At 58.2% G+C, this 22,690-nt stretch carries 22 protein-coding genes and 2 pseudogenes; 20 read left to right on the top strand and 4 right to left on the bottom strand.

Going from position 1 to position 22,690, the window contains the following annotated elements; genetic code table 11:
- The 4 genes and pseudogenes from M5C56_RS30480 to M5C56_RS30465 all read left to right on the top strand — a co-directional run.
- Nucleotides 1–505: pseudogene (locus M5C56_RS30480) on the top strand (hypothetical protein); the annotation flags it as partial.
- A gap of 174 nt (nt 506–679) precedes the next feature.
- Nucleotides 680–1,330, top strand: a complete 651-nt coding sequence (locus M5C56_RS30475; protein WP_247263428.1) for a hypothetical protein — start codon at nt 680–682, stop codon at nt 1,328–1,330.
- Between the two features lie 246 nt (nt 1,331–1,576).
- On the top strand, nt 1,577–2,083 hold the full coding sequence (locus M5C56_RS30470) for an AAA family ATPase (RefSeq protein WP_103497494.1): 507 nt from the start codon (nt 1,577–1,579) through the stop codon (nt 2,081–2,083).
- A 23-nt stretch (nt 2,084–2,106) separates the two neighbouring features.
- Nucleotides 2,107–2,223, top strand: a pseudogene (locus M5C56_RS30465) (AraC family transcriptional regulator); the annotation flags it as partial.
- 10 nt (nt 2,224–2,233) lie between these two features.
- Here M5C56_RS30465 and M5C56_RS30460 read toward each other — a convergent pair.
- Both M5C56_RS30460 and M5C56_RS30455 read right to left on the bottom strand, forming a co-directional pair.
- Entirely contained in the window at nt 2,234–4,360 is a 2,127-nt protein-coding gene (locus M5C56_RS30460) for a TonB-dependent siderophore receptor (protein WP_103497495.1), read from the bottom strand.
- Nucleotides 4,361–4,652: 292 nt separating this feature from the next.
- Nucleotides 4,653–5,240: a TetR/AcrR family transcriptional regulator gene (locus M5C56_RS30455; protein ID WP_103497496.1), complete on the bottom strand. Its 588-nt coding sequence runs from the start codon at nt 5,238–5,240 to the stop codon at nt 4,653–4,655.
- Between the two features lie 168 nt (nt 5,241–5,408).
- Between M5C56_RS30455 and M5C56_RS30450 the strand changes: the two genes are divergently transcribed.
- From M5C56_RS30450 to M5C56_RS30440, 3 genes are all read left to right on the top strand, one after another.
- Nucleotides 5,409–6,509 carry an alkene reductase gene (locus M5C56_RS30450; protein WP_103497497.1) on the top strand — a complete coding sequence of 367 codons (1,101 nt, stop codon included), beginning with the start codon at nt 5,409–5,411 and terminating at the stop codon, nt 6,507–6,509.
- A 148-nt stretch (nt 6,510–6,657) separates the two neighbouring features.
- Nucleotides 6,658–7,656, top strand: a complete 999-nt coding sequence (locus M5C56_RS30445) for an NADP-dependent oxidoreductase (RefSeq protein WP_103497498.1) — start codon at nt 6,658–6,660, stop codon at nt 7,654–7,656.
- A gap of 98 nt (nt 7,657–7,754) precedes the next feature.
- Nucleotides 7,755–8,567 (top strand): oxidoreductase, encoded by an 813-nt coding sequence (locus M5C56_RS30440; RefSeq protein WP_103497499.1) that lies wholly within the window; start codon nt 7,755–7,757, stop codon nt 8,565–8,567.
- A gap of 174 nt (nt 8,568–8,741) precedes the next feature.
- On the opposite strand, the gene M5C56_RS30435 is transcribed toward M5C56_RS30440, so the two are convergent.
- Complete coding sequence (locus M5C56_RS30435) at nt 8,742–9,677, bottom strand: helix-turn-helix domain-containing protein (RefSeq protein ID WP_103497500.1); 936 nt, start codon at nt 9,675–9,677, stop codon at nt 8,742–8,744.
- 555 nt (nt 9,678–10,232) lie between these two features.
- Between M5C56_RS30435 and M5C56_RS30430 the strand changes: the two genes are divergently transcribed.
- From M5C56_RS30430 to M5C56_RS30375, 13 genes are all read left to right on the top strand, one after another.
- Nucleotides 10,233–11,291, top strand: a complete 1,059-nt coding sequence (locus tag M5C56_RS30430; RefSeq protein WP_103497501.1) for a phenylacetaldoxime dehydratase family protein — start codon at nt 10,233–10,235, stop codon at nt 11,289–11,291.
- Between the two features lie 134 nt (nt 11,292–11,425).
- Nucleotides 11,426–12,295, top strand: a complete 870-nt coding sequence (locus M5C56_RS30425) for a transporter (protein ID WP_103497502.1) — start codon at nt 11,426–11,428, stop codon at nt 12,293–12,295.
- A gap of 117 nt (nt 12,296–12,412) precedes the next feature.
- Nucleotides 12,413–13,927: an amidase gene (locus tag M5C56_RS30420; RefSeq protein WP_103497503.1), complete on the top strand. Its 1,515-nt coding sequence runs from the start codon at nt 12,413–12,415 to the stop codon at nt 13,925–13,927.
- Between the two features lie 79 nt (nt 13,928–14,006).
- A complete protein-coding gene (gene nthA / locus M5C56_RS30415; protein WP_103497504.1) occupies nt 14,007–14,609 on the top strand; it encodes a nitrile hydratase subunit alpha in 603 nt (200 codons plus the stop codon).
- A gap of 41 nt (nt 14,610–14,650) precedes the next feature.
- Nucleotides 14,651–15,313 carry a nitrile hydratase subunit beta gene (nthB, locus tag M5C56_RS30410; protein ID WP_103497505.1) on the top strand — a complete coding sequence of 221 codons (663 nt, stop codon included), beginning with the start codon at nt 14,651–14,653 and terminating at the stop codon, nt 15,311–15,313.
- Nucleotides 15,310–16,566 carry a GTP-binding protein gene (locus M5C56_RS30405; RefSeq protein WP_103497506.1) on the top strand — a complete coding sequence of 419 codons (1,257 nt, stop codon included), beginning with the start codon at nt 15,310–15,312 and terminating at the stop codon, nt 16,564–16,566. Before nthB ends, M5C56_RS30405 begins: the two co-directional genes overlap by 4 nt.
- 254 nt (nt 16,567–16,820) lie before the next feature.
- The gene (locus M5C56_RS32430; protein ID WP_281438953.1) at nt 16,821–16,943 is read left to right on the top strand and encodes a hypothetical protein; all 123 of its coding nucleotides are present in this window, start codon (nt 16,821–16,823) and stop codon (nt 16,941–16,943) included.
- 159 nt (nt 16,944–17,102) lie between these two features.
- Complete coding sequence (locus tag M5C56_RS30400; RefSeq protein WP_103497507.1) at nt 17,103–17,708, top strand: DJ-1/PfpI family protein; 606 nt, start codon at nt 17,103–17,105, stop codon at nt 17,706–17,708.
- A 144-nt stretch (nt 17,709–17,852) separates the two neighbouring features.
- On the top strand, nt 17,853–18,722 hold the full coding sequence (locus M5C56_RS30395; RefSeq protein WP_103497508.1) for an AraC family transcriptional regulator: 870 nt from the start codon (nt 17,853–17,855) through the stop codon (nt 18,720–18,722).
- A gap of 314 nt (nt 18,723–19,036) precedes the next feature.
- On the top strand, nt 19,037–20,005 hold the full coding sequence (locus tag M5C56_RS30390) for an SDR family oxidoreductase (RefSeq protein WP_103497509.1): 969 nt from the start codon (nt 19,037–19,039) through the stop codon (nt 20,003–20,005).
- Nucleotides 20,006–20,089: 84 nt separating this feature from the next.
- Nucleotides 20,090–21,031 carry an SDR family oxidoreductase gene (locus M5C56_RS30385; protein ID WP_103497510.1) on the top strand — a complete coding sequence of 314 codons (942 nt, stop codon included), beginning with the start codon at nt 20,090–20,092 and terminating at the stop codon, nt 21,029–21,031.
- A gap of 113 nt (nt 21,032–21,144) precedes the next feature.
- Nucleotides 21,145–21,765, top strand: coding sequence for an NAD(P)-binding domain-containing protein (locus M5C56_RS30380; protein ID WP_103497511.1), 621 nt, complete (start codon nt 21,145–21,147; stop codon nt 21,763–21,765).
- A 90-nt stretch (nt 21,766–21,855) separates the two neighbouring features.
- Nucleotides 21,856–22,254, top strand: a complete 399-nt coding sequence (locus M5C56_RS30375; protein ID WP_103497512.1) for a nuclear transport factor 2 family protein — start codon at nt 21,856–21,858, stop codon at nt 22,252–22,254.
- A 52-nt stretch (nt 22,255–22,306) separates the two neighbouring features.
- On the opposite strand, the gene M5C56_RS30370 is transcribed toward M5C56_RS30375, so the two are convergent.
- Nucleotides 22,307–22,663, bottom strand: coding sequence for a VOC family protein (locus M5C56_RS30370; RefSeq protein WP_103497513.1), 357 nt, complete (start codon nt 22,661–22,663; stop codon nt 22,307–22,309).
- Nucleotides 22,664–22,690: the final 27 nt, after the last annotated feature.

Raw genomic sequence — 22,690 nt, 5'->3', positions numbered from 1 at the left:
GGCTTGGGAGGCCGAAGTGCGAAACGTAGCAACGAAATCCGATTTGGTACGAGTGGAGAAGCAGTTGATCCAAAAAACCGTCGACCTGGGTCGAGACCTGCGTGGCTCGAGCAAAGAGCTAGGCGACACGGTCAAAACCCATGGCGAGCAGATAAACGCGCTCAGCCAAGCGATTGTTACCCAGGGGATCGAGCTTCGCGCTGAAATCAAGGAGCAAGGCAGCGAGTTTCGACGTGCAATAGAAACACAAGGCTATGAATTCCGATTGTCGATGGAAAAGCAAGGCCGTCAAACTGACACCGCAATCAAAGCACAGGAAACAGCACTAAACCAAATGGCTGTAAAGCTTGAAAATGCTCTTGAACAGCAAGGTATCAAACTAGAGGCGGCCATCAAAAGCGTCGAGTCAAAATTCAAATACGTGCACTGGCAGCTCAGCGTCATCGTCACTGCTGTCGTGGGTATAGGGATAAAAGTGGTTAATGATTTCCTCATTGGAAAATAGTTTCATGAGCCAAAGCTTTACTGCTCTACCGGCAGGTTTCGGCCTGTAGCTTAAACGCTTTAGACAGTGGGCACTGTCCCCGCCGTACTGATACACCACACTTTCTGCCCATGCGGGGAACACTCCCCGTCCGGGCGCAGTGTCTCTCCGTTTTGGGCTTTTCTGGAGAGACCCATGAAACTGGATTCACTCACACCGCAACAAGAAGCACTGCTCGACCTACCTGTCGTTTTCACGATTAAGGCTTGGAATGAAAGTGTTTACATAGCAAAGCCACTGAACATCGCCGAACAGGGCTGTCGCCTGACTGCAGTACTTCAGGCCGTTCACGAAACCATCATCCAGGAGGCGTGGGACGACGAGCCTATGTTCTTTGACTTCAGCCACGAATGCTTTCCCTCCACGGGTGAGCGATCAGATCGAGTCCTGTTGGATCTGCGCCTGGTCGTAGATCGGAAGGAAGATGAACTGCATGTGCTGACGCTCATGCTCAGGTATGAGGCCGAGGCACTTGAAAAACGGATTCCTGGAGAGCTCTTTGCTTTCGGTGAAGTCGTCATGACCCAGGGTGTAGAGGCGCTTGCTCAACAAGGTCTGTTGGACATGGCGCATTTTCTGGACCGTCATCTCTGTGGTGATTGGGGAGAATTGCCTGGGGCGGACAGACTGAAAAACGAACGGGCGGTGCTGACCGGCGCCAGCTTGTTCTCGCAATACGACGTTGACGTTGGAGCGGCGAAGGTGCTCTGGATCATCACCTCGGCAAACAGGCAATTCACCTACCTGCTCCTGCCCGTTGAACCCACCCGGCCCCAGTTTGACTGAGGCTAACTGACCGCCTACCCGCCTTTTCAGGCGAGTAGGCGGTTTTTTGCATTCCGAGGCGTGAGGATATTAGCTGGACGTTAGGTGAGGAGAACGAAAATTGCAGTTTGCATGACGTAAGCCTCCATAAGACGTGACTTGAAAAGCCGCTGACTGGCGGCGCGACGGGCCAGTGAAATCGACCAGTTGCTGCCGCATAACGGGCAGCCAGCTATGCTGGGTAACCCACTCACCCAAGGACATAGAATGCTCATTGTCTTCAGCGGCCTTCCAGGTACCGGAAAAACGACTATCGCAAGTGACCTTGCCACCAGAACAAGTGCTGTGTATCTGCGGATCGATACGATTGAGCAGGCTATTCGCGACTCTGGTGCTCTTGCACAAGATGTAGGACGGAGCGGTTACATGGTCGCCAATGAGCTTGCTCTGAGCAATCTTCGTTTTGGCAGCACGGTCATAGTTGACTGTGTTAACCCAGTGATCGAAAGCCGAAGGGCGTGGAGCGATATCGCCACACGCGCTGGTGCTCCATTAGTGAACATCCAAGTGATCTGCTCCGATAAACATGAACATCAGCGCCGGGTAGAAACCAGAAAAATTGATATTCCTGGACTGACCCCACCAACCTGGCAGTCTGTACTGGATCATGAATATGAGGCTTGGGATACCGCTCCGTTTAATATAGACACCGCCCTGACCTCTCCGGCGCAGGCGGTGGCAATGATCACCGAACGTTTTTTATCTAAGGAGTAGCGCCAGCTAAACACCCAAGGTCGCAGATTCACGAGGCCGTGGCGCCGAATGAGTTCGGCGTGCAGGAGATCGTCATGCCTGCCGGTCGCTGTGTCGTAATACGACACGTGGAGTCACCGGATCAGATCGGGGAAGCAATGGCAAAGAGCACTACAACGTATAGGAAATGCCGACTTGCACGGTTCGTGGCGCACCCGGATAGGCATAAACGTTGCCGAACGCGCCTTCTTCGTAGTCGCGATCAAACAGGTTTTTCACGTCGAGATTGAGCCGCACCTGGTCATTGATCTTGTAGAAGCTGAGCAAGTCGACGACGGTGTAACTGCCCATCGAAAACGCGGTGTTGGCGGTTTGGCCTGCGCGCTCGTCGACGTACTTGAGGCCGGTGCCCAGGCCTAGCCCCTTGAGAGTACCGTCCTGGAACTCATACATATTGAGCAGGCTGAAGCTGTTTTTCGGGATGTTCAGCAGGCGCGTGCCAGAGCGCAGCACGTTATCTTTGGTCACCACGGCATCGACATAGGCGTAGCCGCCGATCAAGCGCCATTCGGGGGTGATGTTGCCGGCGACGTTGACGTCGAAACCGCGGCTGCGCACTTCACCGGCAGCAACGCTGAAGGTCGAATCAACAGGATCGGTGGTCAATACGTTACGTTTCTCGATCTGATAGATCGCCGCATCGACACTCAACTGCCGATCCAGTGCTTCCCACTTGATCCCCATTTCGTGAGACGTGCCCTTCTCCGGTGCAAACCCACCGCCGAGACGGCTTGCGCCAGTGTTGGGCTTGAATGAGCGCGCGGTGTCGGCGTATACCGCTAAAGTCTCGGTCAAATCGTAGGTCACGCCGATGCGCGGGGTCACCGCGTTGTCACTGGCCTGCCAATTCTTGCCGCCCGGCACGTAGGTTTCGTAGTCATGTTCGAAGCGTTCGAAACGAGCGCCTGCCAGTACTTTCAGTTTGTCGGTCAATGCCACCTGATCCTGCACGAACGCGGCATAAGTCTTGAGGTTTTCCTTGTCGTGGGTCGGCGTACGAGTCAGTGCGGGACGCGGCTGGCCGTACACCGGATCGAAGATGTCGATCGGGTACGCATCGACCGCACCACTGGAGCGTTGAATGACCGACTTGTAGTCGTACTCTTCGTACTCGATACCGGTGAGCAAGGTGTGCTGCAAACCACCGATGTCGAAATGGCCAGTCAGATTGAGCTGGGTGTCCTTGTCGGTCCATTCCAGCTTGCGATAGTTGAAGTTGCGTCCCAGGGTGCGGCCGTCAGCGGCAATACCGTTGGCCTCGATCGCGTTGCCCTTGAGCGAACCATCGAGCCACTGGAAGCCGCCGCCCAGCGTCCAGTCGTCGTTGAGCATGTGCTCGAAACGCAGTTGCGCCATGTTGTTGTCGTTATGCAATTTGCCAACGTCTTTTTCGCCGAAAAAGCTGTCGCGAGAGGCGATGCCAATCTGCCTGGCGTAACGTGTAACGCCGCGATCCAGCGGCGCGTTGTTGCGCATGAAATCGCCTTCGAAAATCAGCTTGGTCGCGTCAGTCGCCTGCCACGTCAGTACCGGCGCGATGCCGTAGCGCTCTGTCTCGACGTGATCGCGGAAGGTGTCGCCGCCCTCGCCCACCAAGTTCAGTCGATAAGCGAGGCGGCCCTCTTCGTCGAGCGGACCGGAAGCGTCCAGCGTGCCGCGCTTCATGCCCTGATCGTTCAATTGACTGCCCAGGGTGACGGTGCGCTCGGCCAGCGGCTGCTTGGAAACCACGTTGAACGTCCCGCCAGGATCACCACGACCGTAGAGCATGGTTGCCGGGCCGCGCAGCACTTCGAGTCGCTCGATAGTGTTGGCATCCGGCATATTCGGGTAGCCGCGATTGATCGGAAAACCGTTGCGATAAAACTCGCCAGTGGTGAAGCCGCGAACTGTAAACGTGGTCAGGCCCTGCCCGCCGAAATTGTTCGCCCGCCCAACGCCCCCGGCGTAATCCAGCGCATCTTGCAAACGGGTAGCCCCGAGATCCTCGACTGCCTCTTTCGACACCACACTGATCGATTGTGGCGTTTCATGGATAGACGTATCAGTACGCGTGGCGCTGGCCGAGCGTGTTGCCCGATAACCCTGCACCGGGCCGTCCGCCCTTTCGTAATTCGCGGTACCGATGACATCGGTTGCGTCCAGCTCAAGGGTTGAGGGGGTTACATCCGTTTGTTCAGCCCATGAGGAAGACGACAACGCTTGCAGCACACAAATGGAAAGCAGGGTTTGACGCATGGAGAGGAAAACCTTTACGAATAGGTCAATGCAGAGGGTAAAAACGCCAACAACACCCAAGCATGCTATAGCAAACTATTCGCAGTTAAAACTAATTCTCATTATCAGCCAGGTATAGTCGTCGAATAACTCACCATTTCATTCGGAGAATGGGCGTTATAGGCTGACAAAGGAGGGTTCAAAGTGAGCCTTGATCTGTGTCTCGAAGCTGATGATGCACTGACGGCTCCGACACTGGGCCTGGCCCTGGAAAAAAGCTGGCACCAGTGAAATCATCATCGCCGATGGTGCTCTAGAGGCTGCTTTTTTGACTCGGTGGCAGTGATGCCATTATCTCAGCACGGCAAGTTTCCAGTATTTCATCCGCGAGAGAGGAGTCATCCGGACACGCCCGTGACAGCATGACAGCACCGATTGCATGGGCTAGCAGGTCGATCATTTTCGCTCGAACCTCTTGCTTCTTCGCATCCAGACCCGCTGTGTACTTTTCCTCGAGTGCTGCAAGCGTGTTTTCAACGCCATTGGCAAAGGTCGCCTTCAAATCATCTGACTGACGGGCGGCGTCACCACACAGGGCGGCCATAGTACAACCCGCTCCCCTGCCATCTCTGTGATCCCTCGACACGTACAGATTTACAAATCCCGCCACGTCGAGATCGCTGGTGCTCGAGAGGGATTTTGAAAGGCTGTTTTCAGCCGCTTCGGCCATCAAGTCGGCCTTGGAGCCGAAATGTTTGTAGAAGCCTCCCTGGGTAAAACCGGCAGTCGCCATGAGCTCCGCCACCCCCACACCATCGTAGCCACGCTCACGAAACAGCTCTGACGCTGTGTCCACGATATGAGCCCGGTTGGCAAGTGATTGCGTCTTGGTGATCTTCATTTCGAGCCCCTGCCTCTCCTGAACAATTAACCGAATATACTCTGATGTCGGTCATAATCAAAACTGTTGACATCTTTGAGTATGATCGACATCATAAAATCACAGCCGCACGTCCCTGCAGCTGCGCGGCGCAGATCGCCGTCTCTGATCAACGTGTATGGAATCGATATGAACGACAAAAGCTTGTTTGAACCCTACACACTGGGCTCACTGACGCTTTCCAATAGAATTGTAATGGCGCCACTGACGCGAAACCGCGCGGGGACAGGCTTTGTTCCCAGTGAGCACGCTGCAACCTATTACAGTCAGAGAGCGTCGGCAGGCTTGCTGATTTCCGAGGCATCCCAGATCTCGCAGCAAGGTCAGGGCTATCAAGATACGCCCGGTATCTATACAGAGGCGCAGATAGAGGGCTGGCGAAAAGTCACCGACGCAGTTCATGCCAAAGGCGGACGCATTTTCTTGCAGCTGTGGCATGTCGGGCGCGTATCCCACGTCGACCTTCAGAAAAACGGTGTTGCCCCGGTAGCGCCTTCTGCCCTGCAAGCCGCGACGAAGGTATTCGTCAACAACAGCTTCGCAGATGTCTCAGCCCCCCGAGCCCTGGATATCGAAGAGTTGCCTGGGATCGTCAATGACTTTCGCCAAGCAGCGAAAAACGCCATCGCTGCAGGATTTGACGGCGTAGAGATCCACGGCGCAAACGGCTATTTACTGGATCAATTCCTCAAGGACGGCTCCAACGTTCGCACTGATGCCTACGGTGGCTCGGTTGAAAACCGTGCGCGCTTGCTGCTCGAAGTCACTGCTGCAGTGGTGGACGAGATCGGTGCTGATCGAACAGGCATCCGAATTTCTCCCGTGTCACCTGCCAACGGCGTTTCAAGCAGTGATCCGCAGCAGCAGTTTGATTACGTCGTCGATCAGCTCGATGCCTTGGACCTGGTTTACCTGCATGTGGTTGAAGGTGCAACTGGCGGGCCGCGCAACGTCGCCCCTTTTGATTTTGGCTCCCTACGCCGGCGCTTCAAAAATACCTACATTGCCAACAACGGCTATGACCTGAATCTAGCGGCATCCCAACTCAAAGATGACAAGGCTGATCTGATCGCCTTCGGACGTCCGTTTATTGGCAACCCCGATTTGGTAGAGCGGCTCAAGAGCCGCGCCACCTTATCCACATTCGACCCGACGACTCTGTATGGCGGAGGTGCAGTCGGCTATATCGACTACCCGACGCTTGCCGAATCCAGCTCCGCGCAGGGCTGAACAGTCAGAGGGACTGAATCGCTTTTCGACATCCATTCAAGAGCATCTATTACGGCATTTTCGGATGCCTGAACACCTTCGGCTCGTCTTATAGCGGCACGCTGGGGGGCGCATGTTGCCATCCCATTGAAACCATGAGAACTGAATCATGAAAGCCTTTCTGATCGACCGTTACGGCAAGAGCCATGGACGTATTGCCGAGGTACCGCAACCAGAACCGGGAATCAACGACGTCCTGGTCGAGGTGCATGCCAGCAGCGTCAACCTGCTGGATTTGAAGATCAGCAAAGGTGAATTCAAACTGATCCTGCCGTACAAATTCCCGCTGATCATGGGTAACGACTTAGCCGGCGTCGTCGTTCGCGTGGGGCCAGGCGTGCGCCACTTCAAGCCCGGTGATGAGGTCTATGCCCGCCCGCCCCAGGCGCGTATAGGAGGCTTTGCCGAGCTGATCGCGGTTGAGGAAAGTGCCCTCGCACTGAAACCCAAAAATACCACCATGGAGGAAGCAGCTTCCCTGCCCTTGGTTGCGCTGACTGCCTGGCAGGTGCTGGTTGAAACAGCACAATTGAAGAAGGGGCAAAAGGTCTTTATCCACGCGGGTTCCGGCGGAGTCGGCACAGTTGCCATCCAGCTTGCAAAACACCTGGGCGCCTTCGTTGCGACGACGACCAGCACCCGTAACGTGGATTGGGTCAAGGCGTTGGGAGCAGACGTCGTCATCGACTACAAGCAGCAAAACTTCGAAGACGTTTTGCGCGACTACGACGTTGTACTGAACAGCCTCGGCCCTGTCGAGCTGGAAAAATCACTGAGCATTCTCAAGCCTGGTGGCCAGCTTATCTCCATCTCCGGGCCACCGACGGCAGCGTTCGCAAAAGAACAAAAGCTGTTCTGGGGACTGGGTTGGGTAATGCGTCTGTTGAGCAGCGGCATACGCAGAAAAGCCCGCCAAAAGAACGTCAGATATGCGTTCGTGTTTATGCGCGCGAGCGGCGCTCAATTAGAGAAAATCACGGCGCTTGTCGAGTCCGGAGTTATCAAACCGGTGATCGACCGAACCGTCCCTTTCGAGTCAACGGCTGAGGCCTTGAGTTATGTGGAACGAGGCAGAGCCAAAGGCAAGGTGGTCATCAAACTCATATGACGACAACTGGCACTCGATCACTGAAGCTCAGGACGAGGGTCAGACGTATGCGAGCGGGCTATCGCCGATAGCGACTCACGGACACACTGGAGTATCAAATGAAAACACCTTCCGAAAGAACCGCGATAGTGACCGGTGCATCATCCGGTATTGGTCAAGCTACTGCTGAGGCTCTGGTGCGTGCAGGGTATAGGGTATTTGGCACGAGTCGGAAGGCGAGTGCCAGTCCAACGCAGGTGTCCATGCTCACTTGCGATGTGACAGACGATGACTCTGTCAATGCTCTCGTTTCTACTGTGCTCGCTCAGACCGGGCGGATCGACCTTTTGGTCAATAATGCGGGTGTAGGTCTGCTTGGTGGTGCAGAGGAATTCTCGATCTCGCAGGTGCAAGCATTGTTCGATGTCAATTTGTTTGGCGTCATCCGGATGACCAATGCGGTATTACCGTCGATGCGGGAACATAGCCAAGGCCGCATCATCAATATCGGATCGATTCTAGGGTTGGTACCCGCGCCCTACTCTGCCCATTATTCGGCGGTCAAGCATGCTCTGGAAGGTTATTCGGAATCTCTCGATCACGAGGTACGTGCCTTCGATATTCGCGTCTCGGTCATCGAGCCCGCATTCGTGCGTACCGTCTTCGATCAAAACGGCATTGAGCCGGACTCGCAGTTGAAGGAGTACGATCAGGCTCGAGCCGGGTTCAGGGCATTGCTAGGCGAGGTGATGCCGAAAGCCGATCGTCCAGAAGTCGTGGCGGCGGTAGTCGTGAAAGCGGCGACCGATGTCCGCCCTCACCATCGCTACACTGCCGGGAAGACAGCACAACAAATCAGTTTGTTGCGCCGCTTTGCCCCCGCAGGATTCTTCGACAGGACCTTACGTAAGCAATTCCGCCTTCCGGTCTGAACCACAAGGCGTGCGTTCGCCCAGGCAAGGCACAGGGTCATGATGAGTTTCTTTCCAAACCGGACACTCACTTCCGGTGCAGCCTAAACTGCCGCACCGTTGCCGGTTTAAGCACTGACTCATTAAGCCTGACGAAGCGCCCATCTTCACGTCGACTTGATAAACCTGGCAACGTCAATTCCGGCGCAAAAGCGTATTCGGCGCCACACCAAACGCTTTGCGAAACGCATGACTGAAATGGGAGAAATCAGAAAACCCGAAGTCCAGCGCCGCCTGGGACACGCTGCGTACCTGGCCGCGTTCAATCGCTTCACGGCTGGCGTTCAGGCGCTCTTTCCAAATTTCCGCAACGGGGGTTTTCTGGTAGCGCGCGAACGCCCGCGTAACGGTTCGGGTGGATACATTGTGGGCCTGGGCGATGACCTCAATCGACAGGTCCGGCTCGGTCAAATGCCGTTGGATGTACTTCATGATGCGGCCGTAGAGGTCCAGCTCTTGGTGGGTGGTGTTGAGGTCCTGGAGTTCCAGGCTGATCACAAGCAGGTCGATCAATGCCGCTGAATAACGCTTGGCGATGTGCTCATCCTGCAACGATACCGGCGTGCTTGCGGCCTGACGCAGCATCTCACGCAAGGGAATTACGCCGGGGCGCCGGTCGTCGAGGACCATCGCGGTGTATTCCGCGATACGCGGTAGCCGCTCGGTGAGCAAGGCTCGCGGAATACGGACCAGGTGGTTTTCGGTACCACCGAAGCTGAAGCGAAACGCCTGAGTTGCGTCATAAAGAAACAGATTCCCAGCCGCCAGACTGGCTTTTCTCGCGCCTTGCTCAATCTGGCCATGGCCATTTAGAGCGAAACCCAACCATAAATCTTCGGCCGGACCGCTGCGCAGGTGCCGCTCGGAACGTTCCCAGTAATGCAGTGGCGATGACAGCGAACAGAGGTCCAGATCGCCTACGGTATTGACGGCAAGCGCGCCGTCGAAATTGCTCTGGGACAAGGGTTTGCTATCGGCCGCCAGGCAATGACGGCAGACCACTTCTTTCCAATAATCAAAGCGACGTGGTGCAGGAACGGCAAGGGTCGAATACTGAGTGCTTGGGTTCATAGCACGGACCTCGGTACAGCGATGCGGTAAGAACTCGAGAAGGTGTAACGGGTTTGTCACCGAGAGCAATTAATAGGCCAAGCGCACTCACGGGCATCCTTGAGGAGGCAACGGCGGGTTTTCATCGAGGTTGTCTCCACGTCGGCAAGGCTTTTGACGCCCTCGCCATCCCCATTTAGAGGCAAAAAACGCGACCTTCGGCACCGGCGCACCAACGCCGGTCATGGGTGGACCGTCAGCCCAGCGCTGTCTTTTCCAACCAAACGGTTGTCCCGACGAACCAAGCGCCCCCTCACCGTCCAGCCTAATTTCCACCTCACAGCAGCTCATATCCCCCTGATGAGGCACGCCATGCATCGACCGTCTTCACAACGATTGGCTGATTGCTCCTGGTTTCTGCAAAGGCGCGACCTTGTGCCTGAAGAGTCGGCTTATTGGTTGATTGAATGGGGAGCCATGAGGCTGCTGTACCGACGACAGATCGCCAAGCGCGACCAGCCGCTGACGCGCTGACACCCACCCGTAGGCCTGAACGAAAATAACGAGGAGTTCAAGATGGAATCTGCAATCGACACACATCTCAAATGCCCACGCACCCTGTCTCGCCGCGTGCCTGAAGAGTACCAGCCGCCCTTTCCGATGTGGGTTGCACGCGCCGACGAGCAGTTGCAACAAGTGGTGATGGCTTACCTTGGTGTGCAGTATCGAGGCGAGGCACAGCGCGACGCCGCGCTGCAGGCCATGCGTCACATCGTCGGCAGTTTCAGCCTGGCCGATGGCCCGCAGATCCATGATTTGACCCACCACACCGACAACAGCGGCTTTGATAATTTGATTGTGGTCGCGTACTGGAAAGACCCTGCCGCCCACTGTCGCTGGTTACGCTCGCCTGAGGTAAACGACTGGTGGGCTTCACCGGATCGCCTCAATGATGGTCTTGGCTATTTCCGCGAAATCACCGCACCGCGCGCCGAGCAGTTCGAGACGTTGTACGCCTTCCGGGACAATCTGCCCGGTGTCGGCGCGGTCATGGATGCGACCAGTGACGAGATCGAAGAGCACGGTTACTGGGGATCGATGCGCGACCGCTTCCCGATCTCCCAGACCGACTGGATGAAGCCTACGAGCGAGCTGCAAGTGATCGTGGGTGACCCTGCCCGGGGCGGACGGGTCGTGGTCCTGGGGCATGACAACCTCACGCTGATTCGTTCAGGCCAGGACTGGGCGGATGCCGAGGCGGACGAACGCTCGCTGTACCTCGACGAAATTTTGCCGACCTTGCAGGACGGCATGGACTTCCTTCGTGACAATGGCCAACCGTTGGGCTGCTACAGCAACCGGTTCGTGCGCAATATCGACCTGGACGGCAACTTTCTCGACGTCAGCTACAACATCGGCCACTGGCGCTCGGTGGAGAAACTCGAACGCTGGGCCGAATCCCATCCTACCCACCTGCGTATTTTCGTGACGTTCTTCCGCGTGGCCGCGGGTTTGAAAAAGTTACGGCTGTACCACGAAGTGTCGGTGTCGGACGCCAAGAGCCAGATCTTCGAGTACATCAACTGCCATCCGCACACCGGAATGCTGCGGGATGCCGTTGCCGCGCCGGCCTGACACTCAACACCGACAAATGCGGCTTGGATGAGGATGCTCCTTGTCCCTGTCTGCCCCTGGATTCACGCCATCACTTTTTGGTCCCTCATCTCTAGCGCATGGGGTAGGGGCCACTTTTTGCCAGGAATTTGATCATGAAATTGAGTCGAATAGTGCTTGTGCTGGGAATGTTGCCATTTGTCAAAAGCCAGGCCCTTGAAGTAGCGCCGGGGGATTTCGAGCCGCTGCCCGCCGGGGCCAATGCCATGTTGTTCTACTACCAACACGCGCAACGGTCTGACCTTTATCAAGACGGCCATAGAACCTCCGATAACGCCAAGCTCAGCTCAGATGTGGGCATCCTGCGTTACATCCACGCCATAGGCCTTTGCGAGAACCTTTCATGGGAACCGCAGATATTGCTGCCGTTCGGCTACATGAACGCCTCGGGCGATGCCGGGGCGCTGGGCGACACCCATGGCGTGGGCGACCCGATTCTCACCGCGCCCCTCAAGTGGACATTACCCACCGCGAACAAAGATGTGTTCGCCCTCGCCCCCTATCTGTACATCCCCATCGGCAGCTACAACAAAAATGATGCCTTGAACCTGGGCGAGAACCGCTGGCGGGCGACGTTACAAGCGGCCTACATCCATCACTTTTCCGCGCAATGGGCGTTGGACAACGTCGCGGACGTGTCCTGGGTATCGACCAATAATGACTACGGCGCCACAAGCGCGAAACTCGAAGAAAACACCCGGTACGAATACCAGGCCGCCGTGCGCTACAACTGGACGCCCAGCACCACGTTCGCACTCGGCGGGGGCTACGTCACCGGGGCCGCGACCACCGTGGACGGCGTTGACCAGCACGACGGTGTCTCGACGTCCTACGCACGTTTTACCGTCACTCACTTTGTCGATCCAACGCTGCAACTCCAGGCTCAACTCGGCAAGGACATCGAGGTAGAGCAAGGCTTCAAGGAAGGTGCACGTCTGAATCTGCGCGTCTTGAAAGTCTTCTGAATCCCGATGTCCTTTTCAACCAAGTGAGTGTCCTGCTCAACCATGCGCAGACGGCGATAGATGCCTAATTTGGGCCCCATTGCCACCGGATTGAATTGATAAGAAGACAGGAAAACCATGGCCATTATTCGTCCCACGCTTGATCAGCTTTTAGCCATCGCGAGTCAGTTGAACATGCAACTGACGCACGAGCAGGCCGCGTCCTACCTGGATCTGATGCAACCGAGTTTCGATGCATACGACCTGGTCGACGAACTGTGCGATTTCGTTCCCCCCATTCGCTACGACCGCAGTTCAGGCTATCGCCCCTCGGACAAGGAAAACCCGCTGAACGCCTGGTACTACCGGACTGAAGTGAATGGCGCCCGTGAGGGCCTGCTGGCCGGCAAAACCGTGGCGCTCAAAGACAACATCGCCTTGGCCTGCGTCCCGATGATGAACGGCGCTGCGCCTTTGGAAGGCTTTGTACCGGGGTTTGATGCCACCGTGGTCACGCGTTTGCTCGATGCCGGCGCAATCATCCTCGGTAAAGCTACCTGCGAGCACTACTGCCTTTCGGGGGGCAGCCACACCTCTGATCCTGCCCCAGTGCACAACCCACATCGCCAGGGTTATGCCGCGGGCGGCTCTTCGTCGGGCAGTGCGGCATTGGTCGCCGCCGGCGAGGTGGACATCGCCGTGGGCGGCGATCAAGGCGGATCCATACGAATCCCATCGTCGTTCTGCGGTACCTACGGCATGAAGCCGACCCATGGCTTGGTGCCCTACACCGGCATCATGGCGATTGAAGCCACGATCGATCATGTCGGCCCCATTACCGCCAACGTGCGCGACAACGCGCTGATGCTGCAGGCCCTGGCCGGTTCGGATGGACTCGACCCACGCCAGGCGGCGCCGCAGGTCGATGACTATTGCAGCTACCTGGCACGGGGGCTGGGCGGGCTCAGAATCGGCGTGCTGCAGGAGGGGTTCGCGCTGGCCAACCAGGATCCCCGCGTGGCAGACAAGGTGCGCGAAGCCATCGCCCGTCTCGAGGCGTTGGGCGCGCATGTCGAGCCGGTGTCCATTCCCGAACACAACCTGGCGGGGTCGTTGTGGCACCCCATTGGCTGCGAAGGTTTGACCATGCAGATGATGCATGGCAACGGCGCGGGCTTTAACTGGAAAGGACTTTACGACGTCGGCCTGCTGGACAAACAAGCCGGCTGGCGCGAGCAGGCTGACCAATTATCCGCGTCGCTCAAACTGTGCATGTTCGTCGGCCAATACGGCCTGACGCACTACAACGGCCGTTATTACGCCAAGGCCCAAAACCTCGCACGCTTTGCCCGGCAAGGCTATGACAAGGCACTGCAGACCTATGACCTGCTGGTGATGCCGACCACGCCCATCACGGCCCAACCCCACCCGGCAGCGGATTGCTCGATCACTGAGTATGTGATGCGCGCGCTGGAAATGATCGGCAATACCGCCGCGCAGGACATCACCGGGCATCCCGCCATGTCGATTCCGTGCGGTCTGGTGGACGGCCTGCCCGTCGGGCTGATGCTGGTCGCCAGGCACTATGCCGAAGGCACGATCTACCAGGCCGCGGCGGCGTTTGAAGCCGCGGTGGACTGGCGCACGCTCTGAGTCTCTTACCTGAAGAAAATAAGAAAGGCCGGCACGTTTCAATCACTCCACAACCGCGTTGACTGATAGGAGATACCCAATGAGTCCATCTACTTCCACAACTGCGACCACTTCAACGCCCGGTGAGCGGGCATGGGCATTGTTTCAAGTCCTCAAGAGCAAGGCACTCATCCCAGAGGGCTACGTCGAGCAACTCACGCAATTGATGGAGCACGACTGGAGCCCGGAGAACGGCGCTCGTGTGGTCGCCAAGGCCTGGGTCGATCCGCAGTTCCGGGCGCTGTTGCTCAAGGACGGCACGGCCGCCTGTGCCCAGTTCGGCTATACCGGCCCCCAGGGCGAGTACATCGTCGCCCTGGAAGATACGTCGGGGGTCAAGAACGTCATTGTCTGCAGCCTGTGCTCCTGCACCAACTGGCCTGTCCTCGGCCTGCCACCTGAGTGGTACAAGGGCTTTGAATTTCGTGCGCGGCTGGTCCGGGAGGGTCGCACGGTCCTGCGCGAGCTGGGGACGGAGTTGCCGAGCGACGTGGTGGTCAAGGTCTGGGACACCAGCGCCGAAAGCCGCTACCTGGTGTTGCCGGTAAGGCCTGAAGGCTCCGAGCACATGAGTGAAGAGCAGCTGCAGAAGCTGGTGACGAAAGACGTGCTGATTGGTGTCGCCCTGCCCCGCGTTGACTGAGAAAAACAACGCATCATCGTTCAACTCCCGGAGTTTTTATTATGGATGGCTTTCACGATCTCGGCGGTTTCCAAGGCTTTGGAAAAGTCCCTCACTCCATCAATAGCCTTAGCTACAAACAGGTGTTCAAACAGGACTGGGAACACCTGGCCTACAGCTTGATGTTTATCGGTGCCGATCACTTGAAGAAGTTCAGCGTGGACGAAGTACGTCACGCCGTCGAACGCCTGGATGTTCGCCAGCATGTCGGCACCCAGTACTACGAACGCTACGTCATCGCCACCGCCACCCTGCTGGTTGAAACGGGCGTCATCACTCAGGCGGAGCTCGATCAGGCCTTGGGGTCGCACTTCAAGCTGGCGAACCCCGCGCATGCTGAAGGTCGTCCGGCGATCACCGGCCGAGCGCCCTTCGAGGTGGGCGACCGGGTTGTCGTGCGAGACGAGTATGTGGCCGGGCATATCCGCATGCCGGCCTACGTGCGCGGCAAGGAAGGCGTGGTCCTGCACCGCACCTCCGAAAAGTGGCCGTTCCCGGACGCGATTGGCCATGGCGATACGAGTGCGGCGCATCAGCCGACCTACCACGTCGAGTTCCGCGTGAAAGATCTGTGGGGCGATGCGGCCGATGAGGGGTTTGTGGTGGTCGACCTGTTCGAAAGCTACCTGGATAAGGCCGCCAGCAAACAAGCGGTGAACGCATGATAGACGGCGCCCAGGCGGGCCGACTGCCGGTGACCGTGCTTTCTGGCTTCCTCGGCGCCGGCAAAACCACCCTGCTCAACCATATCCTGCGCAATCGCGAAGGCCTGAGAGTGGCAGTCATCGTCAATGACATGAGCGACGTCAACATCGATGCCGAAGCGGTGCGGCGCGACGTGTCACTGCACCGCGGTCGCGATGAGTTGATCGAGATGAGCAATGGCTGTATCTGCTGCACGCTGCGCGCCGATTTGCTCGAGCAGATCAGTACCCTGGCACGTCAGCAGCGTTTCGATTACCTGCTTATTGAATCCACGGGGATCTCTGAGCCGATGCCGGTTGCGGAGACGTTCGCGTTCCTTGACGCAGAGGGCTTCAGCCTCAGCGAGCTGGCACGGCTCGATACCTTGGTGACGGTGGTCGATGGCAGCCGTTTTCGGGCGTTGCTCGAGTCGCCGGACATCGTGGCCCGCGACGACGCACATGAGGACACGCCCAAGCGCCATCTGGCAGATCTGCTGATCGAGCAAGTGGAGTACGCCAACGTCATTCTCGTCAACAAACTGGACCTGATCGATGAGCCTGGTTACCAGGCCGTGCATGCGATTCTTACCGGCCTTAACCCGACCGCGCGGATCATGCCGATGGCCCACGGTAACGTTGGGTTATCAGGCATCCTCGGTACCCACCTGTTTGATTTACCCAGCCTCGCGGCGTCACCGGGCTGGATGAAGAAAATGGAGGCCGACGACACACCGGCCTCCGAGTCGGACACCTATGGCGTGACGTCCTGGGTGTACCGCGAGCGCGCCCCGTTTCACCCACAGCGCTTGCTCGATTTTCTCGAGCGGCCCTGGCGCAACGGGCACCTGCTGCGCAGCAAAGGTTACTTCTGGCTCGCCAGTCGGCACCTGGAAACCGGCCTTCTGGTGCAAAGCGGCAGGCAGTTCCAGTGGGACTATGTCGGGCGCTGGTGGAATTTCATCGAGCAGTCGCAATGGCCGCGGGATGAATATCGGTTGCAGAGCATCATGGCCAAGTGGGACAGCATTGTCGGCGATTGCCGACAGGAGTTGGTCTTTATCGGCCAGGATCTGGATACCGAGGTGTTGCAGCGTGAGCTCGACAACTGCCTGTTGAGTGCTCAGGAAATCGCCGCCGGCCCGTCGGCCTGGCAAACCCTGCCGGGGGCGACAGCCTTTGACTCATGTGCCTTGTCGGCTCCGACGCAACCCTTACAGGCTGATCCCATTTGACCGAGATAGAAGTGTTCCATGCTTTTTTCAGCCGAATCACCCGCTGGGTATTGGCGCTGCTCGCCAACAGACTGGAACAGCCTGACCAGGCGAGCATGCATATGCCGATGTCATGTCATTCTCGACGACCGCCTGCTGGACGTAGTCAGCGAGGGCGGTGCTGGCCGGCATCGGTATCGGCGATCTGCCCTCGTTCATCGCCAAGCCCTTGCTCGACAGCGGCCAGTTGTTGCAACTGCTCCCCCGAGCAATCGATGTCTCGGCGCGCAATCTATGTGCTGTATGCCAGCCATCGGCATGTGTCGCAGAAAGTTCGGGTGTTTGTCGATTTCCTCGCCAGTGCACTGGAAGCGCTACCACTGGCGAGCGCGTCGTAAAGCGCTTCTCAAAACCCAGCGCGGCATGAAGTTGACACCATCCCTACGCACGCCCCAAGTGCTACTGACAAAAACTGACGATCGTGTTTGTTACCCTTTGGCCTACGAGGAAAAGGCCCCCTCAGATATTTATCAATGCCGTCAGAGAAGGACACTCTAATGACACGTGCCATTACTATTCTCACCGAGAATTTTTCGGATTGGGAAACAGCCCTGATCAACTCCACCGGTCGTGGCTACTACGGCTTCGATACACGCTTCGCGACCTCAGGGGGCACCCAAGTCACCTCCTCTGGTGGGATGATCGTCACCCCACACCTGGCGATCGAAGCCATACAGCTCGATGAGCTCGACCTGCTGATCATCTGTGGGGGTACCGTTTGGCAGACCGATCAGGCCCCGAATATCACGGACCTGGTTATCGCGGCCCATGAAAGAAACATCATCCTCGCCGGCATTTGCGACGGTACCCGCGTGTTAGCACAATCGGGCGTGCTCGATAACCTGCGCCACACCTCCAACTCGGCAGAGAACCTGTCGAAACTGAATTACGGTGGAGCGGCTTACTATCAGGATGTCCCCTATGCGATCGCCGATAAGCGCGTAATTACGGCGCCGGGTACCGCTCCGGTCAGTTTCATGGCTGAAATCTTATACACCTTGGGGATCGGTGACGAAAACCTCAAAGCCTACCTGGCAATGCACGCTGCCGAGCACCGCCGGCCCGCCTGGATATTGGGTACTTCAGTAGTAGGTGTCAGCTGATAACAGCGGCTCAAACGATAGAGGAACGCCTTGGAAGAGATCGTATTGGCCCATCCAAAATGGGTCTTGAGCAAGCGCGGCTAGGCACGTCCGCGCCGCTATAGTCGATTCTATTGCCGACCGTACTTCCAGGAGCTTTTCCCAGTGCCCGACATGCCGACCCATTTCGCTTACACAAAGCGCTTCAACGCCGTACTCGCCTACATTGATGCCAATCTCGAAGGTGACCTGTCGGTGAAGACGTTGAGCCATGTGGCGAACTTTTCGGCGTTTCACTTCCATCGACAATTCACCGCGTTCGTTGGCGTGCCTGTCTCACGTTATGTGCAACTGATGCGACTACGACGTGCGGCACATCGCCTGGCCGCCCTCGCTGATCACTCGGTACTGGACGCCGCACTCGGTGCCGGCTTTGAAAGTCCCGAGGCATTTTGCCGGGCGTTCAGACGGGCATTCGGTACGACGCCGAGTGCGTTCAGGAAGGAACCGAACTGGCAGGTCTGGAATGCGGTGTTCGCCATCCCTCACTTTTCCAGGACTATTGTCATGCAAATACGAATCGTAGATTTCCCTGAGGTCAAGGTAGCCGCGCTCGAGCACTGCGGACCACCCGGGCTCGTCAATGAGAGCGTGCGCAGGTTCATCGAGTGGCGTATGCAGAGCGGACAGTCGCCGGTGGCATCGAGTCGCAACTTTGGCATTCCCTATAACAACCCCGATACGACACCGCCAGAAGCATTCCGCTTCGCAATCTGCGGCGAGATTCACGAGGCCGTGGCACCGAATGAGTTCGGCGTGCACGAGATCGTCATTCCTGGCGGTCGCTGCGTCGTGGTGCGACACGTGGGGTCACCGGATCACATCGGCGAAACGATCTATCCGATTTACCGCGATTGGCTTCCTGCCAGTGGAGAGGAACTGCGTGACCAGCCGCTGTTCTTCAATTACCTGAGCATCTATCCCGAGACACCGCAGGATCAATGGCAAACAGATGTGTATGTTCCGCTGCAATAGCGGAGCAGGCAGAGCCTTCGACCCTGAACGGACATTGACGATGTGACCGTTCAGGGTCGACTTTTTCAACAGAATCGACCCGTTGCTGCCGGTCGCGAGGTTTCTGACCTCGTTTTTTCTTGCCCTCTGGTTCACTCCTTAATCTCGAGAAATCGAGGTTTTTTTCATGACCGGACCTTAACATCGCTTGCATGGAGCAAGTGAATTTCTGCAATTCACTTGCTTTTTGCAAGCGAGACGACCAGCATGGCTTCTAAGTTGAACGCAGTCGCACCAGCGCGTTTCGTATCACACTGCTCAGAAGGGCCAATAACATGCTCGTTTTCGTCACTGGCGGCACCGGCCACGTCGGTTCGTACGTCATCCCCGACCTCATCGCAGCCGGCCACGAGGTCGTCGCTCTGGCGAGGTCAGACGCGTCCGCGGCAGCGGCGGCAGCGCTCGGCGCCAAGGTGCGTCGTGGAGATCTTGCCGACCTCAAAGGGCTCAAGGCGGCGGCGGTTGAGTCCGACGGCGTCATTCACCTCGGATACAGGGCCGAACTGCTTTCGTCCGGCGGGATCGCCGCCTTGGCCGAATCGGAACTCGCGACCGTCCTCGCGTTCGGCGAGGCGCTGGCGGGCACGAATAAGCCACTGGTCGTTGCAGGCAGTATCGGCACGCCCATGAATGTGGGCAGGGCGGCGCCTATCGGCGCACCGGTCAGTCTGGGCCGCCCGGCGACCGAAGAGGATCCCGCTCTACCCAGCGGCCCGAACGACTCAGGCACTCTGTTGACACGCAATATCGTGGAAACCGCCGTCGTGGGCCTCGCCGAGCGAGGTGTCAGATCGTCGGTCGTGCGGATTCCCACGCTCTTACACAGTGCGACCGGTCGCCTGCAGTTGATCACGCTCGCGAAAACAAAGGGTTTCGCCGGCTATCCGGGAGACGGCAAGAACCGCTGGCCCGCCGTGCACGTCCGCGATCTAGCCTCTCTGTTCCGCCTGGCGCTCGAGAAAGGGGCCGCAGGCAAAACCTGGCACGCGATCGGCGACGAGGGAATCCCGTTCCGCGAGATCGCCGAGGCTATAGCCGCTCGCCTGGGAATACCCGCCGTGAGCATCCCCGCGGACGAGCTGATGCTGCCGGGCTACTTTGGGTTCCTGGCGGCAGTGGCCACGCTGGACCTTCCCGCGTCGAACGCCATCACCCGCCAGGCTCTTGGCTGGGACCCCGTTCAGCCCGGTCTGATCGAGGATCTGGACAACGGCCATTACTTTCCACCGACTGACTTGAGCTGACGGCGGGGCGCTGGATCGCCAATGCGCCCGGCACAGTCCCCTGACACCTTTTCTCGCACCCCATCACCCACGAGGAGCACGCATATGCGCGTTTTTGTCACTGGCGGCACCGGCCATTCCGGTCCGTACATCATCTCCGATCTTATCGCCGCCGGCCATGAGGTCACGGCCCTGGCTCGGTCCGACAAGGCCGCCGCGCAGGCGGCTGCGCTCGGCGCCAAGGTACATCGCGGCCATCTCGAGGATCTCGACGGGCTCAAGGAGGCGGCCGCAGCCTCGGACGGCGTCATCCACCTCGCGCACCGGCAGGACCTGATTCCAACCGGCGGGATCAACGCCGTTGCGGCCGCGGAGCTTGAGATCATGCTCGCCTATGGCCAAGCACTGGCCGGAAGCGGAAAACCGTTGGTCGTGTCTGGAAGCGTCGGCTCGCCCGGCTGGGAGGGCCTGGGCCGGGCGGCCACCGAGGAGGATCCGCCCCTTCCCGGCGGCGATCCGTACAAGAATACCCTGCGGGTTCGGAACATCGTGGAAACCACGGTGATCGGTCTCGCCGAAAAGGGCATACGGTCTTCGATCGTGCGGATCCCTGAGATCATGCACAGCGCCACTGATAACGCCGGCTTCCTTCCACTGTTGATCGGGCTGGCCAAGGAAAAGGGTGTCGTCGGCTACCCCGGAGACGGTGCCAACCGTTGGGGGGCCGTGCACGCCCGTGACCTCGCCAGCGTGTTTCGACTGGCGCTGGAGAAAGGCGCCGCGGGCAGAAGCTGGCATGCAATCGCCGAAGTGGCTATCCCGTACCGCCAGATCGCCGAAGCCATTGCCAGCCGATTGAATCTGCCGGCCGTGCCGATTCCCGCGGACGTGCTGATGCTGCCTGGCTACTTCGGGTTCCTGGCGAATCTGGTCACGCTGGACACTCCGACATCGAACGCCATCACGCGCCAGGTTCTTGGTTGGGAACCGACCCAGCCCGGACTCTTCGCCGATCTTGATAACGGTCATTACTTCCCGGCCGTCTGATGAGGTGACGGCATACCGCCGGGCAGCACTGCGCCCGGCGGGTGGCCAAGCCGCGACGGCGTAACCCGTCCAGAAAAGACGAAAAATACCTGATTTCAGAACGGAGACTGCACATGAGCACTATCAGCATTATCGGTTCGGGAGGCATGGCCACGGCGGTCGCCGGCCGTATTGCCAAGGCCGGACACACCGTCGAGGTATTCAGCCGCGATCCCGCCAAGGCACAGGCGCTTGCCGACAAGCTCGCCTCCGGAGCGATCACCGGGACTTACGGCGCCACTCCGGCGGGCGACATCGTCATTCTCGCCGTGCCGTACCCCAGTGCGGTGGCGGTACTGGCCGACTTTGGGAAATCGCTCGACGGTAAGGTGATCATCGATATCACCAACCCGGTCGCTCCCGATCTCTCGGGCCTCGTTACCCCCCACGGCAGTTCCGGTGCGCAGGAGATCGCCAAGGGCGCCCCCGCCAGCGCGCATGTCGTCAAGGCGTTCAATACCCTCTTCGGCCACGTACTTGCCAAGGGTGAACGCCTCGACGCGTTCATCGCGGCGGACGATGCGCACGCCAAGGCGCGGGTCTCGACGTTTCTCGAGAGTCTCGGGCTGCGTCCGTTGGATGTTGGCGGCCTGCAGATGGCCCAGACGCTCGAGGCGCTCGGCCTGATGATGATCGGCCTGGCCAAAAACGGCGCCGGCAGCTGGGACATCGCCATGAAAGTCGATATCGGCTGAATCACCGACACCCCGTCCTCACCAGCAGGTCCACAACGTGTCCGATGAGATCGGACACGTTCCCAGGTAAAAGGACATGGAGAGATTTCGATGAGCACACAAGGGAATGTCCAGACTGTAAAGAGTTTTTTTGCAGCCATGGGCCGCGGCGATAGGCCCGGTCTGCTGGCATTGTCTGCCGAAGATATCGAGTGGATCATTCCGGGCAAGGACTGGCCGCTGGCCGGCACGCACCGCGGGCACCAGGGATTGGCGGATTTGCTTCAGAAGGCTTGCGAAATGGAAACTTCATTCCCGGAGCCCCCCGAATTTGTAGCGCAGGGGGACCGGGTTCTGATGGTCGGGTTCGCCACGGGGAAAGTTAAGGCCACGAACAGGACGTTCGAGGACCATTTTGTCTTCGCCATGACTGTTCGCAATGGCAAAGTGACAAACATCCGCGAATATATCGACACGCAAGCGCTGGCACGCTCCTCCGAGATGGCGTGAGCTGTTGGCGCTGATTGAAAACTGACCCAGTCCATTCAAGAGAGGCCGGGGCCTACGGCTGAGCGGTCCAAACCGCCAGCTCATAGCCATCTGGATCAATGAAGTGGAACCTGCTTCCACCAGGGAACGAAAAGGTTTCGCGGGAAATAACAGCCCCCAAGGCTTTGAGCCGCTGCTGCGCCCCATCGAGATCATCCGAGTACAAAATGATCAAAGGGCCGCCGGGGCGAACGGGCTCTCCCGTAGTGAAGCCCCCCGTAAGGCGACCATCACTGAATTCTGTATAGGCAGGGCCGTAATCGACGAACGTCCAGCCGAACGCCTCGCCGTAGAAGGCTTTGCTACGGGCGATGTCGCCGACATTGAACTCAATGTTGTCGATCTGTCGGTCTTTACCACGAATGCTCATGGGTGCCTCCTTGGCTGATGTCGAAAG

It is taken from the genome of Pseudomonas sp. MWU13-2862, assembly GCF_023242495.1.
Classification (GTDB): Bacteria; Pseudomonadota; Gammaproteobacteria; order Pseudomonadales; family Pseudomonadaceae; genus Aquipseudomonas; species Aquipseudomonas gingeri_D.
This window is presented reverse-complemented; position numbering and strand designations above follow the sequence as displayed.

Bases quoted from the DNA above. Each gene is read 5' to 3' on its own strand.
- M5C56_RS30385 (WP_103497510.1), top strand. From the start codon at position 20,090: ATGCGCGTTTTTGTCACTGGCGGCACCGGCCATTCCGGTCCGTACATC.
- M5C56_RS30460 (WP_103497495.1), bottom strand. From the start codon at position 4,360: ATGCGTCAAACCCTGCTTTCCATTTGTGTGCTGCAAGCGTTGTCGTCT.
- M5C56_RS30435 (WP_103497500.1), bottom strand. From the start codon at position 9,677: ATGAACCCAAGCACTCAGTATTCGACCCTTGCCGTTCCTGCACCACGT.
- M5C56_RS30455 (WP_103497496.1), bottom strand. From the start codon at position 5,240: ATGAAGATCACCAAGACGCAATCACTTGCCAACCGGGCTCATATCGTG.
- M5C56_RS30420 (WP_103497503.1), top strand. From the start codon at position 12,413: ATGGCCATTATTCGTCCCACGCTTGATCAGCTTTTAGCCATCGCGAGT.
- M5C56_RS30440 (WP_103497499.1), top strand. From the start codon at position 7,755: ATGAAAACACCTTCCGAAAGAACCGCGATAGTGACCGGTGCATCATCC.
- nthA (WP_103497504.1), top strand. From the start codon at position 14,007: ATGAGTCCATCTACTTCCACAACTGCGACCACTTCAACGCCCGGTGAG.
- M5C56_RS30375 (WP_103497512.1), top strand. From the start codon at position 21,856: ATGAGCACACAAGGGAATGTCCAGACTGTAAAGAGTTTTTTTGCAGCC.
- M5C56_RS30370 (WP_103497513.1), bottom strand. From the start codon at position 22,663: ATGAGCATTCGTGGTAAAGACCGACAGATCGACAACATTGAGTTCAAT.
- M5C56_RS30475 (WP_247263428.1), top strand. From the start codon at position 680: ATGAAACTGGATTCACTCACACCGCAACAAGAAGCACTGCTCGACCTA.
- nthB (WP_103497505.1), top strand. From the start codon at position 14,651: ATGGATGGCTTTCACGATCTCGGCGGTTTCCAAGGCTTTGGAAAAGTC.
- M5C56_RS30445 (WP_103497498.1), top strand. From the start codon at position 6,658: ATGAAAGCCTTTCTGATCGACCGTTACGGCAAGAGCCATGGACGTATT.
- M5C56_RS30390 (WP_103497509.1), top strand. From the start codon at position 19,037: ATGCTCGTTTTCGTCACTGGCGGCACCGGCCACGTCGGTTCGTACGTC.
- M5C56_RS30470 (WP_103497494.1), top strand. From the start codon at position 1,577: ATGCTCATTGTCTTCAGCGGCCTTCCAGGTACCGGAAAAACGACTATC.
- M5C56_RS30425 (WP_103497502.1), top strand. From the start codon at position 11,426: ATGAAATTGAGTCGAATAGTGCTTGTGCTGGGAATGTTGCCATTTGTC.
- M5C56_RS32430 (WP_281438953.1), top strand. From the start codon at position 16,821: ATGTCTCGGCGCGCAATCTATGTGCTGTATGCCAGCCATCGGCATGTG.
- M5C56_RS30430 (WP_103497501.1), top strand. From the start codon at position 10,233: ATGGAATCTGCAATCGACACACATCTCAAATGCCCACGCACCCTGTCT.
- M5C56_RS30405 (WP_103497506.1), top strand. From the start codon at position 15,310: ATGATAGACGGCGCCCAGGCGGGCCGACTGCCGGTGACCGTGCTTTCT.
- M5C56_RS30450 (WP_103497497.1), top strand. From the start codon at position 5,409: ATGAACGACAAAAGCTTGTTTGAACCCTACACACTGGGCTCACTGACG.
- M5C56_RS30380 (WP_103497511.1), top strand. From the start codon at position 21,145: ATGAGCACTATCAGCATTATCGGTTCGGGAGGCATGGCCACGGCGGTC.
- M5C56_RS30400 (WP_103497507.1), top strand. From the start codon at position 17,103: ATGACACGTGCCATTACTATTCTCACCGAGAATTTTTCGGATTGGGAA.